19 protein-coding genes, 1 tRNA gene and 1 pseudogene are annotated in these 23093 nt (G+C 72.2%); 7 read left to right on the forward strand and 14 right to left on the reverse strand.

The window, feature by feature from the left end:
* Window positions 1-72 precede the first annotated feature (72 nt).
* The 4 genes from galT to ACZ66Z_RS16880 all read left to right on the forward strand — a co-directional run bounded on the left by galT (window position 73) and on the right by ACZ66Z_RS16880 (window position 4264).
* On the forward strand, window positions 73-1116 hold the full coding sequence (gene galT / locus ACZ66Z_RS16865; protein ID WP_469934728.1) for a galactose-1-phosphate uridylyltransferase: 1044 nt from the start codon (window positions 73-75) through the stop codon (window positions 1114-1116).
* Window positions 1113-2108 (forward strand): UDP-glucose 4-epimerase GalE, encoded by a 996-nt coding sequence (galE, locus tag ACZ66Z_RS16870; RefSeq protein WP_469934729.1) that lies wholly within the window; start codon window positions 1113-1115, stop codon window positions 2106-2108. The genes galT and galE overlap by 4 nt, the downstream gene beginning before the upstream one ends.
* On the forward strand, window positions 2105-3253 hold the full coding sequence (gene galK / locus ACZ66Z_RS16875) for a galactokinase (RefSeq protein ID WP_469934730.1): 1149 nt from the start codon (window positions 2105-2107) through the stop codon (window positions 3251-3253). Before galE ends, galK begins: the two co-directional genes overlap by 4 nt.
* Window positions 3254-3481: 228 nt before the next feature.
* Window positions 3482-4264 (forward strand): LuxR C-terminal-related transcriptional regulator, encoded by a 783-nt coding sequence (locus ACZ66Z_RS16880; RefSeq protein ID WP_469934731.1) that lies wholly within the window; start codon window positions 3482-3484, stop codon window positions 4262-4264.
* On the opposite strand, the gene ACZ66Z_RS16885 is transcribed toward ACZ66Z_RS16880, so the two are convergent.
* A complete protein-coding gene (locus ACZ66Z_RS16885; RefSeq protein WP_469934732.1) occupies window positions 4223-4720 on the reverse strand; it encodes a MarR family winged helix-turn-helix transcriptional regulator in 498 nt (165 codons plus the stop codon). The two genes, ACZ66Z_RS16880 and ACZ66Z_RS16885, sit on opposite strands and share 42 nt — an antisense overlap.
* 163 nt (window positions 4721-4883) lie before the next feature.
* On the opposite strand from ACZ66Z_RS16885, the gene ACZ66Z_RS16890 reads away from it, so the two are divergent.
* The gene (locus ACZ66Z_RS16890; RefSeq protein ID WP_469934733.1) at window positions 4884-5717 is read left to right on the forward strand and encodes a trans-aconitate 2-methyltransferase; all 834 of its coding nucleotides are present in this window, start codon (window positions 4884-4886) and stop codon (window positions 5715-5717) included.
* 230 nt (window positions 5718-5947) lie between these two features.
* Here ACZ66Z_RS16890 and ACZ66Z_RS16895 read toward each other — a convergent pair.
* The 4 genes and pseudogenes from ACZ66Z_RS16895 to ACZ66Z_RS16910 form a co-directional block, all read right to left on the reverse strand.
* Window positions 5948-7429: pseudogene (locus tag ACZ66Z_RS16895) on the reverse strand (FG-GAP repeat domain-containing protein); the annotation flags it as partial.
* 279 nt (window positions 7430-7708) lie between these two features.
* Window positions 7709-9439 (reverse strand): FG-GAP-like repeat-containing protein, encoded by a 1731-nt coding sequence (locus ACZ66Z_RS16900; RefSeq protein WP_469934734.1) that lies wholly within the window; start codon window positions 9437-9439, stop codon window positions 7709-7711.
* 321 nt (window positions 9440-9760) lie between these two features.
* Window positions 9761-10450, reverse strand: a complete 690-nt coding sequence (locus ACZ66Z_RS16905; RefSeq protein ID WP_469934845.1) for a TetR family transcriptional regulator — start codon at window positions 10448-10450, stop codon at window positions 9761-9763.
* Complete coding sequence (locus tag ACZ66Z_RS16910; protein WP_469934735.1) at window positions 10450-11430, reverse strand: acyl-CoA desaturase; 981 nt, start codon at window positions 11428-11430, stop codon at window positions 10450-10452. The genes ACZ66Z_RS16905 and ACZ66Z_RS16910 overlap by 1 nt, the downstream gene beginning before the upstream one ends.
* 238 nt (window positions 11431-11668) lie before the next feature.
* On the opposite strand from ACZ66Z_RS16910, the gene ppc reads away from it, so the two are divergent.
* On the forward strand, window positions 11669-14398 hold the full coding sequence (gene ppc / locus ACZ66Z_RS16915) for a phosphoenolpyruvate carboxylase (RefSeq protein ID WP_469934736.1): 2730 nt from the start codon (window positions 11669-11671) through the stop codon (window positions 14396-14398).
* Window positions 14399-14464: 66 nt separating this feature from the next.
* On the opposite strand, the gene ACZ66Z_RS16920 is transcribed toward ppc, so the two are convergent.
* The 7 genes from ACZ66Z_RS16920 to ACZ66Z_RS16950 all read right to left on the reverse strand — a co-directional run bounded on the left by ACZ66Z_RS16920 (window position 14465) and on the right by ACZ66Z_RS16950 (window position 20294).
* Complete coding sequence (locus ACZ66Z_RS16920; protein WP_469934737.1) at window positions 14465-15406, reverse strand: LPXTG cell wall anchor domain-containing protein; 942 nt, start codon at window positions 15404-15406, stop codon at window positions 14465-14467.
* Window positions 15407-15532: 126 nt separating this feature from the next.
* Window positions 15533-15976: a hypothetical protein gene (locus ACZ66Z_RS16925; protein WP_469934738.1), complete on the reverse strand. Its 444-nt coding sequence runs from the start codon at window positions 15974-15976 to the stop codon at window positions 15533-15535.
* A gap of 40 nt (window positions 15977-16016) precedes the next feature.
* Window positions 16017-16613, reverse strand: a complete 597-nt coding sequence (gene pth / locus ACZ66Z_RS16930; protein ID WP_469934739.1) for an aminoacyl-tRNA hydrolase — start codon at window positions 16611-16613, stop codon at window positions 16017-16019.
* Between the two features lie 91 nt (window positions 16614-16704).
* Window positions 16705-17292, reverse strand: a complete 588-nt coding sequence (locus tag ACZ66Z_RS16935) for a 50S ribosomal protein L25/general stress protein Ctc (protein ID WP_469934740.1) — start codon at window positions 17290-17292, stop codon at window positions 16705-16707.
* A 280-nt stretch (window positions 17293-17572) separates the two neighbouring features.
* Window positions 17573-18547 carry a ribose-phosphate diphosphokinase gene (locus tag ACZ66Z_RS16940; protein ID WP_015034148.1) on the reverse strand — a complete coding sequence of 325 codons (975 nt, stop codon included), beginning with the start codon at window positions 18545-18547 and terminating at the stop codon, window positions 17573-17575.
* A 121-nt stretch (window positions 18548-18668) separates the two neighbouring features.
* On the reverse strand, window positions 18669-20114 hold the full coding sequence (glmU, locus tag ACZ66Z_RS16945) for a bifunctional UDP-N-acetylglucosamine diphosphorylase/glucosamine-1-phosphate N-acetyltransferase GlmU (RefSeq protein WP_469934741.1): 1446 nt from the start codon (window positions 20112-20114) through the stop codon (window positions 18669-18671).
* Between the two features lie 109 nt (window positions 20115-20223).
* A tRNA-Gln gene (locus ACZ66Z_RS16950) sits at window positions 20224-20294 on the reverse strand.
* Window positions 20295-20671: 377 nt separating this feature from the next.
* On the opposite strand from ACZ66Z_RS16950, the gene ACZ66Z_RS16955 reads away from it, so the two are divergent.
* Window positions 20672-21961 (forward strand): sensor histidine kinase, encoded by a 1290-nt coding sequence (locus ACZ66Z_RS16955; protein ID WP_469934846.1) that lies wholly within the window; start codon window positions 20672-20674, stop codon window positions 21959-21961.
* Between the two features lie 101 nt (window positions 21962-22062).
* Here the strand turns inward: ACZ66Z_RS16955 and ACZ66Z_RS16960 are convergent, their stop codons facing one another.
* Window positions 22063-22554, reverse strand: a complete 492-nt coding sequence (locus ACZ66Z_RS16960) for an SUKH-3 domain-containing protein (RefSeq protein WP_469934742.1) — start codon at window positions 22552-22554, stop codon at window positions 22063-22065.
* Between the two features lie 8 nt (window positions 22555-22562).
* Entirely contained in the window at window positions 22563-23075 is a 513-nt protein-coding gene (locus ACZ66Z_RS16965) for a YwqJ-related putative deaminase (RefSeq protein WP_469934743.1), read from the reverse strand.
* Between the last annotated feature and the right edge of the window lie 18 nt (window positions 23076-23093).

Below are 23093 nucleotides of genomic sequence, written 5' to 3' on the forward strand. Positions count from 1 at the left end.
CGCCATTGACTGGGATGTTCGAATGTGGTTCTTTGTGCGTGGTTCTGTTCGGTCCCGTCGGAGGGTACCCCCGTGAAGAAGACCGTCACCACGCTCGCCGACGGGCGCGAGCTGATCTACTACGACACGCGCGACGACACCGTCCGCGCCGCCGTCGACCCCCGCCCCCTCACCCCCGTCGTCTCCCGCTCCGAGATCCGGTACGACGAACTGACCGGCGACCCCGTCGCCATCGCCTCGCACCGGCAGGCCCGCACCTACCACCCGCCGGCCGACGCCTGTCCGCTCTGCCCCGCCAAGGGCGGCCGCGCGAGCGAGATCCCCGAGGAGAGCTACGAGGTGGCGGTCTTCGAGAACCGCTTCCCCTCCCTCTCCGGCGGCGTCGGCCGCTGCGAGGTCGTCTGCTTCACCGACGACCACACGGACTCCTTCGCCGACCTCACCGAGGAGCGCGCCGCACTCGTCCTCGCCGCCTGGACCGACCGGACCGCCGCCCTGTCCGCCCTGCCCGGCGTCGAGCAGGTCTACTGCTTCGAGAACCGCGGCGCGGAGATCGGCGTCACCCTGTCCCACGCACACGGCCAGATCTACGCCTTCCCGTACGTCACCCCCCGGACGGCCGCCATGCGCCGCCGCGTGGACGAGCACCGCGCGGCGACCGGACGGAACCTCTTCGACGACGTCGTCGCCCGGGAGCGGGCCGACGGCGAGCGGGTGGTCCTGGAGACCGAGCACTGGATCGCCTTCGTGCCCTACGCCGCCCACTGGCCGTACGAGGTCCACCTCCACCCCCGGCGGCGGGTCCCCGACCTGCTCGCCCTCGACGCCCCGGCCCGCACAGAGTGCGCACAGGTCCATCTGGAACTCTTGAGGCGCTTCGACCGGATCTTCGGCCCGGACGAGCCGCCGACGCCCTACATCGCCGCCTGGCACCAGGCGCCCTTCACGGACGAGCGGCGCGAGGACTTCGGACTGCACCTGGAGCTCTTCACCCCCCGAAGGACCTCTGACAAGCTGAAGTTCCTCGCGGGCACCGAGTCCGGCATGGGCGCGTTCATGAACGACGTGAGGCCGGAGGACGCGGCCCGACGACTCCGAGAGGTGGCGGGCAAGTGACCGCGGCAGCGAAGAAGTACCTGGTGACCGGAGGGGCCGGCTACGTGGGCGGCGTGGTCGCCGCCCACCTCCTGGAGCGGGGCCACCGGGTCACCGTCCTCGACGACCTCTCCACCGGCTTCGCCGAAGCCGTCCCGGCGGGCGCCGGGTTCGTCGAGGGCCGCGTCCAGGACGCCGCGCGGTGGCTGGACGACTCCTACGACGGCGTCCTGCACTTCGCCGCCTCCTCCCAGGTCGGCGAGTCCGTCGCCAGGCCCGAGAAGTACTGGGAGAACAACGTCGGCGGCACCATGGCCCTGCTCGCCGCCATGCGGTCGGCCGGCGTCCGCAAGCTGGTCTTCTCCTCCACCGCCGCCACCTACGGCGAGCCGGAGACCGTGCCGATCACCGAGGCCGCGCCCACCGCCCCCACCAGCCCGTACGGGGCGAGCAAGCTGGCCGTCGACCACATGATCGGCGGGGAGTGCGTCGCCCACGGCCTGGCCGCCGTCTCCCTGCGGTACTTCAACGTCGCCGGGGCGCACGGCCCGCTCGGCGAGCGCCACGACCCCGAGTCCCACCTGATCCCGCTCGTCCTCCAGGTCGCCCTCGGCCGGCGCGAGGCGATCGCCGTCTACGGCGAGGACTACCCGACCCCGGACGGCACCTGCGTCCGCGACTACATCCACGTCGCCGACCTCGCCGAGGCCCACCTCCTCGCCCTCGACGCGATGACGGCGGACACCGTCCCGGCCGGCGAGCACCTGATCTGCAACCTGGGCAACGGCAACGGCTTCTCCGTCCGCGAGGTCGTCGAGACCGTGCGCAAGGTCACCGGCCACCCGATCCCGGAGATCACCGCCCCGCGCCGCCCCGGCGACCCCGCCGTCCTCGTCGCCTCCGCCGGGGCCGCCCGCGAGCGGCTCGGCTGGATCCCGTCCCGCCCGGACCTCGCGGACGTCGTCGCCGACGCCTGGGCCTTCGCCCGGCTCCGCGAGGAGGAGGGCGCATGAGCCTCGCCGCCGACTTCGAGGCGCTGTACGGGGCCGTGCCCGACGGCCTCTGGGCCGCCCCCGGCCGGGTCAACCTCATCGGGGAGTACACCGACTTCAACGACGGCTTCGTGCTGCCGCTCGCCCTGCCGCACACGACCGTCGCCGCCGTCTCCCGCCGCGACGACGGCGTCCTGCGGCTGCACTCCGCCGACGTCGACGGCGGAATCGTCCAGCTGGACGTGGACGCCCTGGAACCGGCCCCCGGGGGCGGGAGCGGCGGCTGGGCGGCCTACCCGGCCGGTGTCGTCTGGGCGCTGCGGGAGGCCGGGCACCCCGTCACCGGGGCCGACGTCCACCTCGCCTCGACCGTGCCGACCGGCGCGGGCCTCTCCTCCTCGGCGGCCCTGGAGGTCGTCACCGCGCTCGCCCTGGACGACCTGTTCGCGCTCGGGCTCCCCCGCCCCGAACTCGCCCGGCTCGCCCAGCGCGCCGAGAACGCCTTCGTCGGCGTGCCCTGCGGGGTCATGGACCAGATGGCCTCCGCCTGCGCACGGCGGGGGCACGCCCTCCACCTGGACACCCGCGACCTCTCGTACCGTCAGGTCCCCTTCGATCCGGCGCGGGAGGGGCTCCGGCTGCTCGTCGTCGACACCCGCGTGAAGCACGCGCTCGGCGACGGCGCGTACGCCGAGCGGCGCGCGGGGTGCGAAGCGGGTGCGCGGGCGCTCGGCATGCGCACCCTGCGCGAGGTGAGCGCCGCGCATCTGCCCGAAGCGCTCGCCCGGCTGGACGACGAGGCGGTGCGGCGGTACGTGCGGCACGTCGTCACCGACAACGCCCGCGTGGAGCGGATCGTCGCGCTGCTCGACGCCGGCGCCACCCGCGAGGTCGGCCCGGTCCTCACCGAGGGCCACGCCTCCCTCCGGGACGACCTGCGGGTCTCCTGCCCTGAGCTGGACCTCGTCGTCGAGGCGGCGAACGCGGCCGGGGCGCTCGGCGCCCGGATGACCGGCGGCGGCTTCGGCGGCTCCGCCGTCGTCCTCGTGGAGACCGCGCGGGCGGAAGAGGTGTCCGCCGCCGTCGGGAAGGCCTTCGCCGGGGCCGGGTACGCGACCCCCGGGATCTTCCCGGCCGTCCCCTCGGCGGGCGCGCGCCGACTCTGAGTCACCGCACACACCCGGACTGCTTCGGACAGTTCCGCGAATCGGCCCCCGCCGCGGCGCCCCGCCCCTACTCTGAGGGGCAGCGCCGGTGGGGGCCGGTGCCGCTCAGGGGGCGAGACCCGTCGGGTACGGCGTCAGGAGCGGGTGACGGTCAACGCACGGCGGCGGCCGTGTCCTTGACGGACCCGCCTCCGGCGCCGTACCCGCGTCGGTCCGTTCCTCGACACTATGGGAGTGTCCGTGGCACGCATCCGCGTCCTGGTGGTGGACGACCACCGCATCTTCGCCGAATCGCTGGCCGCCGCCCTCGCGGCGGAGCCCGACGTCGACGTCGCCGCCGCCGGCAGCGGCCCGGCGGCCCTGCGCTGTCTGGAGCGCGGCGCGGCGGAGGGCCGCCGGTTCGACGTGCTGCTCGTCGACGCCGAGCTGGGCGCGGGCCCCGCCGGAGCGGCCGCGGCACGCCCGGCGACCGACGACGCCGGGAGCGCCGTGGACGGGATCTCGCTGGTCACGGGCGTACGGCGGATGCAGCCCGCGCTCCGCACGATCGTCCTCGCGGAGAAGGACGATCCGCGCCGAGCCGCGCTCGCGCTCCAGGCCGGGGCCTCCGGCTGGGTCGCGAAGGACTGCTCGCTGCAGCGGCTGCTCGCGGTGGTCCGGGGCGTGCTGCGGGACGAGACGCATCTGCCGCCCGCGCTGCTCACGGGCGTCCTGCGGGAGCTGACGGAGGCCCGCAGGCACCGGACGGACAGCGAGCGGCTGGTGGAGTCGCTGACCCCGCGCGAGCGGGAGGTGCTGCGCTGCATGGTCGCGGGCCTGGGCCGCAAGGCGGTCGCCGAGCGCCTCTTCCTCTCCCCGCACACCGTCCGGACGCACATGCAGAACGTGCTCGGGAAACTGGGCGTGCACTCGACGCTCGCGGCGGTGGCGCTGGCCCGCCGGGCGGGCGTGGGCCCCGCGGAGCCGGCGCTACCCGGGGATGTTGTCGAACGGGGCGGTCAGCCGGCGTAGCAGTGCGGCCAGCTCGCCGCGCTGGCCGCGGGAGAGCTGGGCCAGGATGGCGCGTTCCTGCGCGAGGAGCCCGGCGAGCGCCTCGTCGGCGCGGTCGCGGCCCTCGGGGGTGAGCCGGACCAGGACCCCGCGCCGGTCGCTGGGGTCGGGGAGCCGCTCGACGAGGCCCTTCTTGGCGAGCCGGTCGATGCGGTTGGTCATGGTGCCGGAGGTGACCAGGGTCTGGGTGAGGAGCTGGCCGGGGGAGAGCTGGTACGGCGCTCCGGCACGGCGCAGGGAGGTCAGGACGTCGAACTCCCAGGGCTCCAGCTGGTGCTCGGAGAAGGCGAGCCGACGGGCGCGGTCGAGGTGGCGGGCGAGCCGCGAGACGCGGCTGAGCACCTCGAGCGGTTCCACGTCGAGGTCGGGGCGCTCACGGCGCCATGCTGCGACCAGTCGGTCGACCTCGTCCTCCATGACGATCAGTGTAGAGGGTCTGTTGACATAAAGTCTCTTGTATTCGAGTTTCTCGACATCGAGTATCTTGGAATCAAGATATATTTTCCTGGACTATGGGGAAGGGACCCCGCCGGAACTCCGTTCCGCTTCGGCAACACGTGCCAGCAAGGGGGCTTCGAACATGCATTCCGTGGACACCGCCGCACCGACCTGGGATCCACAGCAGTACCTCCGACACTCCGGCCACCGCACCCGCCCGTTCCTCGATCTCCTCGCCCGAATACCGCAGCTGCCCGCCCGGCGACGACCCGCCCGCATCGCCGACCTCGGCTGCGGACCCGGCAACGTGACGGTCCTCCTCGCCGACCGGTGGACCGACGCCCACATCACCGGGTTCGACCTCTCGCCCGACATGCTGGAACGCGCCGAGAAGGACTGGGCGGGCACCACCCGGGGCGGCGGCTGGCTCGACTTCCGGCCCGCCGACGCCGCCCACTGGACCCCCGACGAGCCCCACGACCTGATCGTCTCCAACGCCGCCCTCCAGTGGGTGCCCAACCACCCCGAGTCCTTCGCCGCCTGGATCGACGGCCTCCGCCCCGGCGGCACCCTGGCCTTCCAGGTCCCCGGCAACTTCGGCTCGCCCAGCCACGCCCTGCTCGGCGAGCTCTGCGAGACCCCCGAGTGGCGGTCCCGCCTCGGCGACCAGGGCCGCCGCTACGTCCACGTCCTCGACACCGCCGACTACCTCACCCGCCTCACCGACCTCGGCTGCGAGACGGACGTCTGGGAGACCACGTACTGCCAGCTGCTCCAGGGGGAGGACCCCGTCCTGGACTGGGTCAAGGGCACCGCGCTGCGGCCCGTCCTCACCGCCCTGGGCGACGACCGGGAGGCGGTCGACGCCTTCCTCGCCCAGTACCGCCGGCTCCTGCGCGAGGCCTACCCGCCCGGCCCGCACGGCACGGTCTTCCCCTTCCGCCGCATCTTCGCCGTCGCCCGCAAGAAGGGGTGAACGCACGGGCGCCCCGCACCGGAGGTCCGGTGCGGGGCGCCCTTTCACGTCCCGGGGCGTCAGGACACGTTGTCGTAGACGCTCCAGCCCGAGCCGAGGTCGGCCCGCGGGGCGAACGTGCCCGGAGCGGTGTTCAGGTAGCCGTAGAGGACGCCGCCGGAGGTGATGCCGAGGAGGTCGGCCTTGCCGTCGGCGTTGAGGTCGCCGGGGGCGACCAGCTTGGAGTACGCGTTCCAGCCGCCGCCGATGTTCTGGCGGGCCTTGAACGGCGCGAGGGGGTTGCCGGTGCCCGGGTACAGGTACAGGTCGCCGCCCGGGGTGCGGGCCAGCAGGTCCGTGCGGCCGTCGCCGGTGTAGTCGCCCGCGCCCACGAGCTTGTTGTACGCGCCCCAGCCGGTGCCGACCTTGATGCGCGAGGCGAGGGCCGTGCCCGAGCCGTCGCCCTTGTACAGCCACAGGACGCCGGAGGCGTCACGGGCCAGCAGGTCGCCCTTGCCGTCGCCGGACAGGTCGCCGGGGCCGACGAGCGCGTTGTAGGCGCCCCAGCCGCTGCCGATCCTGTTGCCCGAGACGAACAGGACGCCCCGGTCGACGTACGACAGGTCCGACCAGGCGTCCGCGTCCATCGAGGACAGGTGCGTGAAGTTCGCCCCCGCCCAGTCGCCCGCGTCGCCGACCTGGTCGCGGGGAGCGAGCTTGCCGCCGGTCGTGGCGCCGTACCAGAAGAGCGTCCCGGCCCTGTCCCGGGCGTAGGCGCCCGCCTTGCCGCCCATGACCGGGTTGTTGCCCGCCCCGCCGAACTGCGGGACGCCGGCCCAGCCGCCCGGGTCGCTGATCCGCACGCGGGCGTCGAGGGTGCCGTCGCCCTTGCCGGTGTAGTACCAGAGCGTGCCCTTGAGGTCGCGGGCGATCAGCTCGCCGTTGCCGTCGCCGTTGTCGTCGCCGACGGCGAAGATCTGGTTGTAGGCGCCCCAACCGCCGCCGATGGACCTGCGGGTGGCGAAGGGCCCGGCCTTGTCGCCCGTACCGGCGTAGAACCACAGGGTCCCGGAGGAGTCGCGGGCGATCAGGTCCGCCCAGCCGTCGCCGTTGTCGTCGCCGATGCCGACGAGCTGGTCGTACGCGTTCCAGCCGCTGCCGAGCCTCACCCGCGCGGAGAACGGCGCGGTGCGCCTGCCGGTCGCGTAGTACAGCCACAGGGTGCCGTCCTGGTCGCGGGCGACCAGGTCCGCGCGACCGTCGTCGTTCACGTCCCCGGGCGCGACGAGCTTGTTGTAGATGCCCCAGCCGTTGCCCTGCCAGACCCGCGAACCGCCCGAGGGCGTGGCGTCCGCGTACAGGCTGAGCGTGCCCGTCCGCGACAGCGTCAGGACCTCGGGACCGCTGGCGTTCCCGTCCTGGTTGCCGATCGGGACGACGTCCTTCGGGGGCTGCGCCGCGAAGGACCCGAACTGGCCGCCCTCGACCGAGGTCGGGGCGGTGTAGACGTTGCCGTCCCAGCCGAGGTAGATGAAGTCGCCGCTGCCGTCGCCGTCGAAGTCCGACAGCTGGGGAGAGGCGCCGACGCCGGTGGCCGCCGCGGCGCCCGCGCGGGCCGGGTCGAACCCCGGTCGGGTCGGCGACGGCGGGGTGAAGTCGGCCGCCGGCTTCTCGACGGCCGGACGCGGCGCCGGAGTGCCGGGGGAGGCGGAGGCCGGGCCCGCGAGGAGCATGCCGGCGGAGAGGACGAGCGCGGTGCAGGTGGCGACACGACGCGCACGCGTGGAATGCGGGAAGCGCAAGGGATCCCCCCAGGGACCAGAGGTCGACGGAACCGGACAGGGGCTCGCACGGATTCGGACGGCGTCGGCGCGTGCCCGCGGGCACGTGGCGACGGCTTCGTCCGAGGACGGGAACACCCCCCGGGTATGGGAACAGGAGTCTACTCACGCCCCCGCCGCACGCGCGGGCGCCCCGCACCGGACCTCCGGTGCGGGGCGCCCGGGGCCGCGTCAGTACAGGTCGGTGTACGTCTGGTAGCCGGAGCCGATCGCGGCCCGGAGGCCGAGGGCGGCGCTGGTGCCCTTGCCCGTGCCCAGGTACCGGTACAGGGTGCCCGCCGCGTCCACCGCGAGCAGGTCGGCCTTGCCGTCGCCGTTCAGGTCGCCCGGCACCGCCAGCTTGGTGTACGCGCCCCAGCCCGTGCCGATCTTCACGCGCCCGGCGAACGGCGCGGTCGCCGAACCCGTCCCCTTGTACAGGGAGAGGGTGCCCGCACCGTCACGGACCAGGACGTCCGCACGCCCGTCACCCGAGAAGTCGCCCGCGCCGATGATCCGGTTGTACGCGCCCCAGCCCGCGCCGACCTTGATCCGGGAGGCGAAGCCCGTGCCCGCCCCGTTGCCCCGGTACAGCCACAGGACGCCGGAGGTGTCACGGGCCAGCAGGTCGCCCTTGCCGTCACCGCTCAGGTCGCCGGGGCCGACGAGCAGGTTGTAGATCTGCCAGCCGCCGCCGAGGTCACGGTCGGCGTTGAGGAGGTGACCCCGGTAGACCTCCAGGAGGTCGGCGAACGAGCCCTCGTCCAGGGCGGAGACGTACGAGAGGCTCGCGCCGGCGTAGCCGCCGGTGGTGCTCCACGCCGTGCGTGCGGTGAGTTTGCCGTTGTTCTGGTCGCCGTACCAGAAGAGCGTCCCGGCCTTGTCGCGCCCGAGGAACCCGCTCTTGCCGGCGGCGGGGACGTTGCCCGCCCCGGCGAACTGGTCCACGCTGAGCCAGCTGCCGGAGAGCTTCAGCCGCGCCGAGTACGAGCCGTCGCCGAGACCGCTGTAGGCCCAGAGCGCACCGTCCTGGTCACGGGCGAGCAGGTCGGCCCTGCCGTCGCCGTTCCGGTCGTCGGGGGCGACGATCTGGTTGTACGCGTTCCAGCCCTGGCCGAGCTCCTTGCGCGGCTTGAACGGCGCCGCCGGGTCGCCGGTGCTGCCGTAGAAGTACAGCCGGCCGTCCGTGGTGCGGGCCACGACGTCACCGAGGCCGTCGCCGCTGTTGTCACCGACGCCCACGAGCTGGTCGTAGCCGCCCCAGCCGGCGCCGACCCTCACGGGGCCGGCGAAGGGCGCCGTCGGCACGCCGGTCGCCCGGTAGGAGAAGAGCTCGCCGTCGGGCCGGCGGGCCAGCAGGTCGGCCCTGCCGTCACCGTCGACGTCACCCGGCGAGAACACCTTGTTGTAGACGTTCCAGCCGTTGCCCGACCAGGTGAGCGTGCCGGAGGTCGCGGTGGCCTCCGCGTACAGCCGGAGCACGCCGTTCCGGGAGACCGCGAGCACCTCGGGCTTGCCCGTGCCGTCCTGGTCCCCGAGCGGCACGAGGTCGAGGTTGTGGCTGAGCAGCGAGTTGTCGGGCGTGAACTTGGTGGCCTCCGCCGTGGCGGTCGGCGCGACGTACGTCCGGCCGTCCTGCTTGCGGTGGATCAGATCGGTCCTGCCGTCGCCGTCCACGTCGAAACGGGCCGGCACGACGGCCGTCGCACCGGCGGCACGGACCGCGCCCGCCCCGACGGCCGGCTGCGACATGTCCAGCTTCGGCGTCGTCGTGTCGGCGATCTGCGGCTGCTCCACGACCGGCCGCGGCGGCCGGACCGCGGGGCCGGCGACGGCGGGCGACGCCAGCAGCATGCCGGCGGACAGGGCGAGCGCGGTGCAGGTGGTGACACGACGAGCACGCCCGGAGAATGCGGAACGCAAAGGATCCCCCCCTGGGGAACGTGAGAACCAAGGACCGGAAAGAGGGATCCGCGGCGCCTCCGCACGGCCCTGGGCACGCACGGAGGGCGAACACCCCCCCGGATGTGGGGGTGAGTGTACTCCTGGGCGAAAGTGGGGAGTCCACCCGGTTTCCACAGTCCGTCAGCTCATCCGGCCGGTCCGGCACGGGGCCCGTCGCGTCCGGCACGCGGACCCCCGTCGCGTCCGGCCCCGGGCCCCGTCGCGTCCGGTCCGGGAACAGGCGTCCCGTCCGGCCCGGGCCGCCCTCAGGCCCGGGCCGCCCTCAGGCCCGGGCCGCCCTCAGCTCTTGCGGTGACCTATCAGCCGCGGCTTCTGCTCCATGCCGTCCAGGCCGTGCCACGCCAGGTTCACCAGATGCGCGGCCACCTCGGCCTTCCGCGGCTTGCGCACGTCCAGCCACCACTGGCCGGTCAGCGCCACCATGCCCACCAGCGCCTGCGCGTACAGCGGCGCCAGCTTCGGGTCGAACCCCCGCGCCTTGAACTCCAGGCCCAGGATGTCCTCCACCTGCGTGGCGATGTCACTGATCAGCGACGCGAACGTGCCCGTCGACTGCGCCACCGGCGAATCCCGCACGAGGATCCGGAAACCGTCCGTGTAGTTCTCGATGTAGTCGAGCAGCGCGAACGCCGCCTGCTCCAGGAGCTCCCGCGGATGCCCCGCCGTCAGCGCCCCCGTCACCCCGTCCAGGAGCTGCCGCATCTCCCGGTCGACCACGACCGCGTACAGCCCCTCCTTCCCCCCGAAGTGCTCATACACCACCGGCTTGGAGACCCCTGCCTTCGCCGCGATCTCCTCCACCGACGTGCCCTCGAAGCCCTTCTCCGCGAAGAGCGTGCGACCGATGTCGAGCAGCTGCTCCCGGCGCTCCGCGCCCGTCATCCGCACCCGGCGCCCACGCCGGGGCTTCTGCTCTCCGCCGCTGCCGCCCGTACCGCCGGTCCTGCCCTCGATCGCCACGTCTTCCATCATGCCGCGTCTGCGGACGCGCTCTGGCGGCGGGCTTCGATGCGGGACTTCGCCGGCCAGCGCACATCGGTCGCCCAGCCCAGCTGCTCGAACCAGCGGATCAGCCGCGCACTGGAGTCGAGCTGCCCGCGCAGCACCCCGTGCCGGGCCGACGTCGGGTCCGCGTGGTGCAGGTTGTGCCAGGACTCGCCGCAGGACAGCACCGCCAGCCACCACACGTTGCCCGACCGGTCACGCGACTTGAACGGCCGCTTGCCCACCGCGTGACAGATCGAGTTGATCGACCACGTCACGTGGTGCAGCAGCGCCACCCGCACCAGCGAACCCCAGAAGAACGCCGTGAACGCGCCCCACCACGACATCGTCACCAGACCGCCCACCAGCGGCGGGATCGCCAGCGACACGACCGTCCACAGCACGAACTGGCGCGAGATCGCCCGGATCGCCGGATCCTTGATCAGATCGGGGGCGTACTTGTGCTGCGGCGTCTGCTCCTCGTCGAACATCCAGCCGATGTGCGCCCACCACAGGCCCTTCATCAGCGCCGGAACCGTCTCCCCGAACCGCCACGGCGAGTGCGGGTCACCCTCCGCGTCCGAGAACTTGTGGTGCTTGCGGTGGTCCGCCACCCAGCGCACCAGCGGCCCCTCCACGGCCAGCGAACCCATGACCGCCAGCGCGATCCGCAGCGGCCGCTTCGCCTTGAAGGAACCGTGCGTGAAGTACCGGTGGAAACCGATCGTGATCCCGTGGCAGCCGATGTAGTACATCGCCACCATCAGCCCCAGGTCCAGCCAGCTCACCCCCCAGCCCCAGGCCAACGGCACCGCGGCGAGCAGCGCCAGGAACGGCACCGTGATGAACAGCAACAGGGTGATCTGCTCGATCGAACGCTTGCTGTCCCCGCCCAGCGTGGCGGAAGGCAGCGCCTCGGCGTCCGGCGCCTCGGACGCCGACGTCATCTCGGGGCTCATGGTCATGGGTGTCCCTGGGGGTGAGGGGAAGGGGTAAACGCGTCGAAGGACGAATCCGTGGCTACGCCTCCGTAACCTACGGCGTCGTAAGTATGGCAGCGCCGTGGCGCGCGGCAAGAGGGCACAAGAGGCCCCTGCCCGCCGCCCACCATGTGGACACCTATCCTGGGGACGTCGGACAGCGCGGTCCGCAAGCCTCCAGACCCCCTCCAGACGTGCTCAAACACTGCAAGGAGCCGCACCTGTGAGCAGTGCCGACCAGACCCCCGCCGCCAGCACCGAGCTGCGCGCCGACATCCGCCGACTGGGCGACCTCCTCGGCGAGACCCTCGTACGCCAAGAGGGCCACGAACTCCTCGACCTCGTCGAGAAGGTCCGCCGCCTCACCCGCGAGGACGGCGAGGCCGCCGCCGAGCTGCTCCGGGGCGTCGAACTCGAGACGGCCGCCAAGCTCGTGCGCGCCTTCTCCACCTACTTCCACCTCGCGAACGTCACCGAGCAGGTCCACCGCGGCCGCGAGCTGCGCGAGAAGCGCGCCGCCGAGGGCGGCCTCCTCGCCCGCACCGTCGACATGCTCAAGGACGGCGACCCCGAGCACGTCCGCGAGACGGTCAAGAACCTCAACGTCCGGCCCGTCTTCACCGCACACCCCACCGAAGCCGCCCGCCGCTCCGTCCTCAACAAGCTCCGCCGGATCGCCGCCCTCCTGGAGACCCCGGTCGCCCAGGGCGACCGCCGCCGCACCGACCTCCGCCTCGCCGAGAACATCGACCTCATCTGGCAGACCGACGAGCTCCGGGTCGTCCGACCCGAGCCCGCCGACGAGGCCCGCAACGCCATCTACTACCTCGACGAGCTGCACGCGAACGCCGTCGGCGACGTCCTGGAGGACCTCGCCGCCGAACTGGAACGCGTCGGCGTCGAACTGCCCTCCGGCACCCGCCCCCTCACCTTCGGCACCTGGATCGGCGGCGACCGCGACGGCAACCCCAACGTCACCCCCCAGGTGACCTGGGACGTCCTGATCCTCCAGCACGAGCACGGCATCACCGACGCCCTCGAACTCATCGACTTCCTCCGCGGGCTCCTCTCCAACTCCATCCGCTACACCGGAGCCACCCAGGAACTCCTGGACTCCCTCCAGCGCGACCTGGACCTCCTCCCGGAGATCAGCCCCCGCTACAAGCGCCTCAACGCCGAGGAGCCCTACCGGCTCAAGGCCACCTGCATCCGGCAGAAGCTCGTCAACACCCGCGAGCGCCTCGCCCACGGCACCCCCCACCAGGACGGCCGCGACTACCTCGGCACCGCCGACCTCATCCGCGACCTCACCCTGATCCAGACCTCCCTGCGCGAGCACCGCGGCGCACTCTTCGCCGACGGCCGCATGGACCGGGTCATCCGCACCCTCTCCGCCTTCGGCCTCCAGCTCGCCACCATGGACGTCCGCGAGCACGCCGAAGCCCACCACCACGCCCTCGGCCAGCTCTTCGACCGCCTCGGCGAGGAGTCCTGGCGGTACGCGGACATGCCCCGCGACTACCGGCAGAAGCTGCTCGCCAAGGAGCTGCGCTCCCGCCGCCCGCTCGCCCCCACCCCGGCCCCGCTGGACGCCGCCGGCGAGAAGACCCTCGGCGTCTTCCACACCGTCAAGGAGGCCTTCGAGCGCTTCGGCCCCGAGGTCATCGAGTCCTACATCATCTCCATGTGCCAGGGCGCCGACGACGTCTTCGCCGCCGCCGTCCTCGCCCGCGAGGCCGGCCTCGTCGACCTCCACGCCGGCTGGGCCAAGATCGGCATCGTGCCGCTCCTGGAGACCACCGACGAGCTCAAGGCCGCCGACGTCATCCTCGACGACATGCTCGCCGACCCCTCCTACCGCCGCCTCGTCTCGCTCCGCGGCGACGTCCAGGAGGTCATGCTCGGCTACTCCGACTCCTCCAAGTTCGGCGGCATCACCACCAGCCAGTGGGAGATCCACCGCGCCCAGCGCCGCCTCCGCGACGTCGCCCACCGCTACGGCGTCCGCCTCCGCCTCTTCCACGGCCGCGGCGGCACCGTCGGCCGCGGTGGCGGCCCCTCGCACGACGCGATCCTCGCCCAGCCCTGGGGCACCCTGGAGGGCGAGATCAAGGTGACCGAACAGGGCGAGGTCATCTCCGACAAGTACCTCATCCCCTCCCTGGCCAGGGAGAACCTGGAGCTGACGGTCGCCGCCACCCTCCAGGCCTCCGCCCTGCACACCGCCCCGCGCCAGTCCGACGAGGCCCTCGCCCGCTGGGACGCGGCCATGGACGTCGTCTCCGACGCCGCCCACGCCGCCTACCGCCGCCTCGTCGAGGACCCCGACCTGCCGACGTACTTCCTCGCGTCGACACCGGTGGACCAGCTCGCCGACCTGCACCTGGGCTCCCGGCCCTCCCGCCGCCCCGGCTCCGGCGTCTCGCTCGACGGACTCCGGGCCATCCCGTGGGTCTTCGGCTGGACCCAGTCCCGCCAGATCGTCCCCGGCTGGTTCGGCGTCGGCTCCGGCCTCAAGGCCCTGCGCGAGGCCGGCCTCGACGCCGTCCTCGGCGAGATGCACGAACGCTGGGGCTTCTTCCGCAACTTCCTCTCCAACGTGGAGATGACGCTCGCCAAGACCGACCTGCGCATCGCCCGCCACTACGTCGACACCCTCGTCCCCGACCACCTCAAGCACGTCTTCGAGACCATCGAGGCCGAACACGCGCTGACCGTCGCCGAGGTCCTCAAGGTCACCGGCGGCGAGCGGCTCCTCGACTCCAACCCGGTCCTCCAGCAGACCTTCGCCATCCGCGACGCCTACCTGGACCCGATCTCCTACCTCCAGGTCGCCCTCCTCGCCCGCCAGCGCGCGGACGCCGAAAGCGGCCAGGACCCGGACCCGCTGCTCGCACGGGCCCTGCTCCTCACCGTCAACGGCGTGGCGGCGGGCCTCCGCAACACCGGCTGACGGCCCCCGCCCTCCGTGACGGAGCCCCCGCCGGGGAAACCGGCGGGGGCTCCGTCACGAACGGCCTCAGCCCTGCTGGGCCTTGCGACGGCGGGTCACCAGGACCGCGCCGACGGCCGCGAGGGCCAGCGCGGCGGCGGCGATGACGCCGACCGGGGCACCGGAACCGGTCTCGGCGAGGTCGCCCCCACCCGAACCACCGGCGGCCGAGCCGCCGGTGGCCTCACCCGCCGTCGAACCACCGGCGGTGGAGCCGCCGTTGGCGGAGGTCCCACCGGTGCCGGAGCCGCCGGTCGCGGTGGTCCCGCCCGTGCCGGAGCCACCCGTGGCGGTGGTCTCACCGGTGGCGGAACCTCCGGTGGTCTGCTCGCCGGTGGTAGAACCTCCGGTGGTCTGCTCGCCGGTGGTCGAACCGCCGGTGGTCTGCTCGCCGGTCGTGGAGCCTCCGGTGGTCTGCTCGCCGGTGGTCGAACCGCCGGTGGTCTGCTCGCCGGTCGTGGAGCCTCCGGTGGTCTGCTCGCCCGTGGTCGAGCCCCCGGTCGTCTGCTCGCCGGTCGTGGAGCCGCCCGTGGTCTGCTCGCCGGTCGTGCCGCCGGTCGTGGACGTGGCCACGCAGGTGTGGGACAGGTTGAACCAGCCCTGCTTGATCACGCCGTCGACCACGGCCTCGGCCGAGACCAGCTTCGCACCCGGCGCGGAAGCCACGTACGCGTGCTTGGCGTCCGGCGGACCGAAGGCCGTGACGACCTGCTCGCCACCCGGCTCGAACGTCACCGTCAGCTTGGTGAACTCCACGCCCTTGCCGGGGATGACGAAGTGCCAGCCGTCCTTGTCGGCCGGGATCGTCGGGCAGTCCCCGTCGTGCGGCGCGTCCGCCGCGACGATCGGCGTCGGCTGGTGCAGCGGGTACGTGTGGGAGCCGTCCGACGCGAAGGCGGCGGAAGCCAGGGACAGAGAACCCGCCGTGGCCGCGACGAGAGCGGCTGCGGGAATGAGGGAACGTCGCATGTGCAGTCGTCCATCCGTGGGATGAGGATGCCGTGGGAGGTGGCCGGGGCAGCCTATCCACCCCCTCACGCCCCCTTGAACCGGCGGTCCACGACCGACCGGCCCCCACCACCGGGACCGCACGGGTCACAGCGCGAAGAACGCCGCCACCAGCACCGCACCGCCGACCCCCGCCAACGACCACGCCGTCCGCGGCAACCGCATCCCCCCGCCCACCAACGGCGCCGCCAGCAACAGCGCCCCGCCCAACGGCAGCCAGGCGTGCAACCCCCCGCCCCAGCCCGTCCGCACGCCCTCGTCCGTACCCGGCTTCACCACCACCGGGATCGTCACGCCCTTCTCCGCCGCCACCGAACGCGCGATCGACAACGTCCGGCGCGTCGACGACGGATCCTCCGGCACGTAACGCCCGCTGCACGTCTCGTCCGCGCAGGCGGTCACCGTCAACGTCCCGTGCTCGCGCCCCTTCGCGAGCAGGACGTGCTGGGCGGAGTTCCACGAGGCCCAGGCGCCCGCGACGACGAGGAGCAGGGCGACCAGGGCCATGGCTGCGGTACGGACGTGCGTCATGACCCGCGATCGTACAGTCGTACGGTCCCGGCGCCAGGCCCTACGCGTTGTACGCCGACTGGGCCCGCTCCAGACCCTCCGCCACCAGACACTCCACCGAATCCGCCGCCCGGTCCACGAACCAGTCCAGGTCCTTGCGCTCCGCCGACGAGAAGTCCTTCAGCACGAAGTCCGCCACCTGCATCCGACCCGGCGGACGCCCGATCCCGCACCGCACCCGGTGGTAGTCCGCGCCCATCGCCTTCGTCATCGACTTCAGACCGTTGTGCCCGTTGTCCCCGCCGCCCAGCTTCAGCCGCAGCACCCCGTAGTCGATGTCCAGCTCGTCGTGGACCGCCACCACGTGCGCCGTCGGCACCTTGTAGAAGTCGCGCAGCGCCGTCACCGGACCGCCCGACAGGTTCATGTACGACATCGGCTTCGCCAGGATCACCCGCCGGCTCGAAGGCCCCGCAGGCCCCATCCGGCCCTCCACGACCTGCGCCTGCGCCTTCTGCGCCCGCTTGAACGAACCGCGGATCCGCTCCGCGAGCAGGTCCACGACCATGAAACCGATGTTGTGCCGATTGGCCGCGTACTCGGGCCCCGGGTTGCCGAGGCCGACGATCAGCCAGGGGGCGTGGGCGTCGTCCGTCATGTGCGTCAGGTCTCCTCGTATCCGTACAAGAGAAACGGGGTGACGGGCCCGTACGGCCCGTCACCCCGTCACGTCAGACAGAGCCTACGGCTCAGGCCTCGGCGCCCTCGGCGGCCTCGGTCTCGGCGGCCGGCTCCTCGGCCTGCGCGGCCAGGACCTGGATGACGACGGCGTCGGCGTCGGTCACCAGGGTCGCACCCTTCGGAAGGGTGATGTCCTTCGCGAGGATGGAGGCACCGGCCTCCAGGCCCTCCACGGAGACCGTGACGGACTCGGGGAGGTGGGTGGCCTCGGCCTCGACGGACAGGGTGCCGAGCACGTGCTCCAGCAGGTTGCCACCGGCGGCGAGCTCACCCTCGGCCTGGACCGGGATCTCGACCGTGACCTTCTCGCCGCGCTTCACGAGGAGCAGGTCGACGTGGATCAGGAAGCCCTTGATGGCGTCGCGCTGGACGGCCTTCGGGATCGCCAGCTCGTTGGTGCCGTCGATGTCCAGGGCCAGCAGGACGTTCGGCGTGCGCAGCGCGAGACCGAGGTCGTGGGCCGGGAGGGTGACGTGGATCGGGTCCGAGCCGTGACCGTAGACGACGGCGGGAACCTTGGCGTCACGGCGGATCGCGCGGGCGGCGCCCTTGCCGAACTCGGTACGGACGGAAGCGGCGAGCTTGACCTCGGACATGGTGCACTCCTCGTAGAAGGTGACGAAAAAGGTGGTCACCCGGCCACGACTGGCGATGGCCTGCTACGAAGAGCGCGTCGATAACGGACCGCCGGGACCCTCACGGATCCGGCCTCCCTCGCCGAGCAACTACGGCAGTCTACCCGCCACCCCCGACCCGCCCAAATGGATCAACCCGAAGAGAACCCGGAGAGGACCCCCGGGAGAACGAGGAAGGGCCGCTTCCCCCACCAGGAGGAAGCGGCCCTTCTCACGCGGACCTCACGCGGACGCGTGGAGCTCAGTGCTCCTCGAAGAGGCTCGTCACCGAACCGTCCTCGAACACCTCGCGCACCGCACGCGCGATCGTCGGCGCGATCGACAGCACCGTGATCTTGTCCAGCTCCAGCGCACCCGGCACCGGCAGCGTGTCCGTGAACACGAACTCGCTCACCTTCGAGTTCTTCAGCCGGTCCGCCGCCGGACCCGACAGGATGCCGTGCGTGGCCGTCACGATCACGTCCTCCGCACCGTGCGCGAACAGCGCGTCCGCCGCGGCGCAGATCGTGCCGCCCGTGTCGACCATGTCGTCCACCAGGACGCAGACGCGGCCCTTCACGTCACCCACGACCTCGTGCACGGTGACCTGGTTGGCGACGTCCTTGTCACGGCGCTTGTGCACGATCGCGAGCGGCGCGTCCAGACGGTCGCACCAACGGTCGGCGACCCGCACACGACCCGCGTCCGGAGAGACGATCGTCAGCTTGGAGCGGTCGACCTTCGCACCCACGTAGTCCGCGAGCACCGGCAGCGCCGACAGGTGGTCCACCGGACCGTCGAAGAAGCCCTGGATCTGGTCCGTGTGCAGGTCCACGGTCAGGATCCGGTCCGCACCCGCCGTCTTCAGCAGGTCCGCCACCAGACGCGCCGAGATCGGCTCACGGCCGCGGTGCTTCTTGTCCTGACGGGCATAGCCGTACGACGGGATGATCACGGTGATGCTCCGGGCGGAAGCCCGCTTCAGAGCATCGATCATGATCAGCTGCTCCATGATCCACTTGTTGATCGGAGCCGTGTGGCTCTGGATCAGGAAGCAGTCCGCGCCGCGCGCCGACTCCTGGAAGCGGACGTAGATCTCACCGTTGGCGAAGTCGAACGCCTTGGTGGGAACGAGACCGACGCCCAGCTGGTGCGCGACCTCCTCGGCCAGCTCGGGGTGGGCGCGGCCGGAGAAGAGCATCAGCTTCTTCTCGCCGGTCGTCTTGATCCCGGTCACAGCACTGTCTCCTCAGACGTGTTCTCTGGCCGCGATCCCGCGCCTGTCGAGCGCATGTGCGTGCCAGCCGAATTTGTGTGCACGTATCACGGTACGCCGAGTTCGACGCACCTGTTTCCGGTCAGCTTTCGCCGGCGGACTCCCCGGCGGCGGCCTGAGCGGCCTGCGCGGCAGCGCTCCCCGGACGCTTCCGGGCCACCCAACCCTCGATATTCCGCTGCTGGCCCCGGGCCACGGCGAGCGAACCCGCCGGCACGTCCTTCGTGATCACGGACCCCGCGGCGGTGTAGGCCCCGTCCCCGATGGTGATGGGAGCCACAAACATGTTGTCCGAACCCGTACGGCAGTGAGAGCCGATCGTGGTGTGGTGCTTCGCCTCGCCGTCGTAGTTCACGAAGACGCTCGCGGCACCGATGTTCGAGTACTCGCCGATCGTCGCGTCACCCACGTACGACAGGTGCGGAACCTTCGTCCCCTCGCCGATCGTCGCGTTCTTCATCTCGACGTACGTACCCGCCTTGGACTTCTTCCCGAGGTTCGTCCCCGGACGGAGGTACGCGAACGGACCCACCGAGGCGCCCTCGCCGACGACCGCGGAGAACGCCACCGCGTTGTCCACCCGGGCGCCCTTGCCCACCGTGACGTCCGTCAGGCGCGTGTTCGGTCCGACCACGGCGTCCTCGGCGATGTGCGTCGCACCGTGCAGCTGCGTCCCCGGCAGGATCACCGCGTCGGCCTCGAAGGTCACCGTCACGTCCACCAGGACGGAAGCGGGATCCACGACCGTGACGCCGGCCATCATGGCCCGCTCCAGCAGCCGCCGGTTCAGCAGGGCACGGGCCTCCGCGAGCTGCACGCGGTTGTTGATCCCCAGGATCTCGCGGTGGTCCCCGGCGACGGAGGCACCGACCCGGTGACCGGCACCACGCAGGATCGACAGCACGTCCGTGAGGTACTCCTCACCCTGGCTGTTGTCCGTCCGCAGCTGCCCGATCGCCTCGGCCAGCAGCTTCCCGTCGAACGCGAACACACCGGAGTTGATCTCCCGGATCGCGAGCTGCTCGACGGAGGCGTCCTTGTGCTCGACGATCTCGGTGACCGCACCGCCGGCGTCCCGCACGATCCGCCCGTACCCCGTGGAGTCCGGAACCTCGGCCGTCAGCACGGTCACGGCGTTCCCGTCGGCGGCGTGCGTGTCGGCCAGCGCCCTCAGGGTCTCCCCGGACAGCAGCGGAGTGTCGCCGCAGACGACGACCACGGTCCCGTCGGGCGCGGCGCCCAGCTCCTCCAGAGCCATCCGCACCGCGTGCCCGGTGCCGTTCTGCTCCTCCTGAACGGCGGTGCGGGTCCCGGCGTAGTGCTCCTCCAGGTGCCCCTTCACCTGCTCGCGGGCGTGCCCGACGACCACGACGAGGTGCTCGGGCTCCAGCTCCCGGGCGGCGGACACGACGTGCCCGACGAGCGACCGTCCGGCGATCTCGTGCAGGACCTTGGGGGTCTTCGACTTCATGCGGGTGCCCTCACCCGCTGCGAGGACGACGACGGCTGCCGGGCGGTTGGCGCTCACGGGAATGCCCTTCGGCTTTGGGTGGTGGACGCACGAAGGATACCGGGGGGCCGGGGGGCGGACATGAGTGCGGGTCCTGACCTGGACGGTCAGGACCCGAACCTGTGGGCTCCCGGAGAAGGATTCGAACCCTCATTCAATGGACCAAAACCATTTGTCCTGCCCTTAGACGATCCGGGATGGTTCGCCCCCTGTGCCCGATTCTCCGTCAGGGAGATCGGGACGGCCCCTACTATGCCGCACCGGGCCCCCTCGATGCGACGGTACGGATCGGCGCTCCCGAGGATTCGGATCACGAGACAACCGCGGTGGTTGTCGTTCGGGTTCTTGCGGTTGGTCCGCGGGCCGTGGCGTTCGAGGGTCGCCCTTCCGGACGTCGAGGGCTCGACGCCGATGGGATGGCCTCAGTGTTGCTCTGCGCCGGGTTCATCCCGGCTGTCGTGCGAACACCGTCGTCCGGAATGAGGACGTCCGAATCGAAAGTCTGGACGATTCGATAGTTCGAGGGACTGGTGTGTGCCGGGTTGACGTGGGGACCCACCCGTAGGGTGTCGGGTATGACCACAACGGGGGCAGACCGGGACGCCGCGGGCGTCGGGACTTGGTGGTGGGGGAGACGGCGGAGCGCCGTGTTCGACGGGGCGCTCGCGCTGGTGTCCGCGCTGGAGTGTGCCGTCGAGGGCGTCGGGTTCGCCGACAAGGCGTCGCTGCCGGTGCCGCTGGGGGTGGTGTTCGGGCTGCTCGTGGGGTCCGTGCTGCTCGTGCGGCGCCGCCGGCCCGTGGCCGTCGTGCTCGTGTCGATCGCCGTGGCGCCCGCCGAGATGGGCTTCCTGATGGGGATCGTCGGGTTGTACACGCTCGCGGCCTCGGAGGTGCCCCGGCGGATCACGGCCGTGCTGGCCGGCATGTCGACGCTCGCCGTGTTCGTCGTGACCGTGGTGCGGATGCGGCAGGACGTCGCCCAGGACATCGATCCGAGCGGCTGGTACGTGCCGAGCGTGTCGCTCTTCATGACGCTGGGGCTGAACGCCCCGCCCGTTCTCCTCGGGCTCTACGTGGGGGCGCGCCGTCGGCTCATGGAGAGTCTGCGGGAGCGGGCCGACAGTCTGGAGCAGGAGTTGTCGCTGCTGGCCGACCGGGCGGAGCAGCGGGCGCAGTGGGCGCGGCAGGAGGAGCGGACGCGGATCGCGCGGGAGATGCACGACGTGGTGGCGCACCGGGTGTCGTTGATGGTGGTGCACGCGGCGGCGTTGCAGGCGGTGGCGTTGAAGGATCCGCAGAAGGCGGTGAGGAACGCGGCGCTGGTGGGGGACATGGGTCGGCAGGCGTTGACGGAGCTGCGGGAGATGTTGGGGGTGCTTCGGGAGGGGGAGGTTCCGGCCGCTCCCGCCGCGGTGCCCCTGGCCGCCGTCGGGCGGGCCGCCGCCGCCGCGGCGGAGGCCGCCGCGGAGGACGGACCGTGTCTGGACGCGCTGGAGGCGTTGTGCGAGCAGTCGCGGCTGGCGGGCGTGCTGGTGGAGCTGGTGGTGATGGGGGAGGTGCGTCCGTATGCGTCGGAGGTGGAGCGGACGGCGTACCGGGTGGTGCAGGAGGCGTTGACGAACGTCCACAAGCACGCGGCGGGGGCGAGGGTCGTGGTGCGTCTGGCGCACCGGGAGGCCGAGGTCGCGATGCAGGTGGAGAACGGTCCTTCGGACGCGGCGGTGGCCGGTGTGGGGTTGCCGAGCGGGGGGAACGGGCTGGTGGGGATGCGTGAGCGGGTGGTGCGGCTCGGGGGCGTGTTCGTGTCGGGGCCGACGGACGCGGGTGGTTTCAAGGTGTCGGCGGTGCTGCCGACGGGGGCCTGAGCGGGTGCGGCGGTGCTGTCGGCGGGGGCCTGAGCGGGTGCGGCGGTGCTGTCGGCGGGGGTCTGGGTCGGCGCGGTCGTGCCGTCGACCCCGCCGGTCGGCTAGCCGGCCGTGAGGCGGGTCGGCTGGGCTCCGGTGATCAGGGTGGACAGGGCCGCGTCGATGTCCTTGCCGAGGTACCAGTCGCCCGCGTGGTCGAGGCTGTAGACCCGGCCTTCGGCGTCCATGGCGAGGACGGCCTGGTGTTCGCCCTCCTCGCCGAGGGGGGCGAGCTCGGTGTCCAGGGCGCGGCCGAGGTCGGCGAGGGTGCGGGAGAGGTGGAGTCCGGCGAGGGGGTCGAAGCGGACGGCGGCGGGCGCTATCTGCCGGCCGTGGCCGGGTGCGGTGATCCGCAGGCCGCCGAATTCGGCCCAGGCCTCGACGGCGGCGGGGAAGACGCTGTGCCGGTGGCCGGCGGGGGAGGTGTGGGCGCGCAGGGTGTCGGCCCATTCTTCGGCGAGCTTGATGTCCCAGCGGCCGGGCTGCCAGCCGGCCTCGCGGAGGGCGGCGTCGACGTTGACCGGGAAGCGGGTGGTGTTGAGGTGGTCGGGCATGGGGTGGGTCAGCCGTTCTCGACGGGCGTGGTGGGGTCGACGGCGCGGACGCCGAAGTGGGCGAGCATCGCCGTACAGGAACGGCAGGGTGCCGCGTAGCTGCCGTGGAGCGGGTCGCCGTCCTCGCGGATGCGCCGGGCGGTGAGCTTGGCCTGTTTGAGGGAGCGGCGGGCCTCGCTGTGGGTGAGCGGTTTGCGCTGGGCGCGCTTGGAGCGGTTGTTCTCGGTGGCGGTGAGGTGCCGGGAGAGCAGGATCGCTTCGGGGCAGCGGCCGGTGAAGCGTTCCCGCTGGCCGCTGGTGAGGGTGTCCAGGAAGTCCTGGACGAGGGCGTGCAGGACGGGGGGCCGGTCGCCGCGGCCCGCGGTGCACGTGAGGGTCTCGCCGCGGACGGAGAGGGCGGCTCCCACGGTGGGGAGGATTCCGTCGCGGCGGTGTCGCAGTAAGGGTGCGCGCGTGGCCTCGGCGCTGCTGCTCCAGTTGAGGCGTGGGTCACCCTGTGTGGGCGTTGTGGCTGCGTACATGGTGCTGGTCTTCCCCTC

The sequence above is a fragment of the Streptomyces sp. NPDC107498 genome, assembly GCF_055582805.1.

Bases quoted from the DNA above. Each gene is read 5' to 3' on its own strand.
- galK (WP_469934730.1), top strand. From the start codon at position 2,105: ATGAGCCTCGCCGCCGACTTCGAGGCGCTGTACGGGGCCGTGCCCGAC.
- ACZ66Z_RS16880 (WP_469934731.1), top strand. From the start codon at position 3,482: ATGGGAGTGTCCGTGGCACGCATCCGCGTCCTGGTGGTGGACGACCAC.
- ACZ66Z_RS16885 (WP_469934732.1), bottom strand. From the start codon at position 4,720: ATGGAGGACGAGGTCGACCGACTGGTCGCAGCATGGCGCCGTGAGCGC.
- ACZ66Z_RS16890 (WP_469934733.1), top strand. From the start codon at position 4,884: ATGCATTCCGTGGACACCGCCGCACCGACCTGGGATCCACAGCAGTAC.
- ACZ66Z_RS16905 (WP_469934845.1), bottom strand. From the start codon at position 10,450: ATGGAAGACGTGGCGATCGAGGGCAGGACCGGCGGTACGGGCGGCAGC.
- ACZ66Z_RS16910 (WP_469934735.1), bottom strand. From the start codon at position 11,430: ATGACCATGAGCCCCGAGATGACGTCGGCGTCCGAGGCGCCGGACGCC.
- ACZ66Z_RS16920 (WP_469934737.1), bottom strand. From the start codon at position 15,406: ATGCGACGTTCCCTCATTCCCGCAGCCGCTCTCGTCGCGGCCACGGCG.
- ACZ66Z_RS16925 (WP_469934738.1), bottom strand. From the start codon at position 15,976: ATGACGCACGTCCGTACCGCAGCCATGGCCCTGGTCGCCCTGCTCCTC.
- pth (WP_469934739.1), bottom strand. From the start codon at position 16,613: ATGACGGACGACGCCCACGCCCCCTGGCTGATCGTCGGCCTCGGCAAC.
- ACZ66Z_RS16935 (WP_469934740.1), bottom strand. From the start codon at position 17,292: ATGTCCGAGGTCAAGCTCGCCGCTTCCGTCCGTACCGAGTTCGGCAAG.
- ACZ66Z_RS16955 (WP_469934846.1), top strand. From the start codon at position 20,672: ATGACCACAACGGGGGCAGACCGGGACGCCGCGGGCGTCGGGACTTGG.
- ACZ66Z_RS16960 (WP_469934742.1), bottom strand. From the start codon at position 22,554: ATGCCCGACCACCTCAACACCACCCGCTTCCCGGTCAACGTCGACGCC.
- ACZ66Z_RS16965 (WP_469934743.1), bottom strand. From the start codon at position 23,075: ATGTACGCAGCCACAACGCCCACACAGGGTGACCCACGCCTCAACTGG.